General features: G+C 38.7%; 1 tRNA gene. It reads right to left on the bottom strand.

Features of this window, described 5'->3' with window-relative positions:
* Nucleotides 1-237 precede the first annotated feature (237 nt).
* Nucleotides 238-313, bottom strand: a tRNA-Lys gene (locus tag H4J66_RS00940).
* Between the last annotated feature and the right edge of the window lie 44 nt (nucleotides 314-357).

The following is a 357-nucleotide window of genomic DNA, read 5'->3' as shown; positions in this document are numbered from 1 at the left end:
AAAGCCAACTGCTCTACCAACTGAGCTAACGGCCGACATATAAACTGTGGTGTTGAGAATCATCATCAACTAATGCAAAAGTCACTAATATGCTAATTTTGCATTGTACTTGTTAAGAAAGAAGTGGTCGGCCGTGAAGGATTTGAACCTTCGAGCTAATCGGCTTAACGGTTAAAAGCCTCGGCTTTTTATTGTTTACTATCTGACTTATAAATTTGAAATTAATTATTTTAGAAGTGGTCGGCCGTGAAGGATTTGAACCTTCGACAAATTGGTTAAAAGCCAACTGCTCTACCAACTGAGCTAACGGCCGACATATAAACTGTGGTGTTGAGAATCATCATCAACTAATGCAAA

Origin of the sequence: Colwellia sp. MB3u-55, assembly GCF_014076785.1 — a bacterium.
In the GTDB taxonomy this organism is placed as follows: domain Bacteria; phylum Pseudomonadota; class Gammaproteobacteria; order Enterobacterales; family Alteromonadaceae; genus Colwellia_A.
This window is presented reverse-complemented; position numbering and strand designations above follow the sequence as displayed.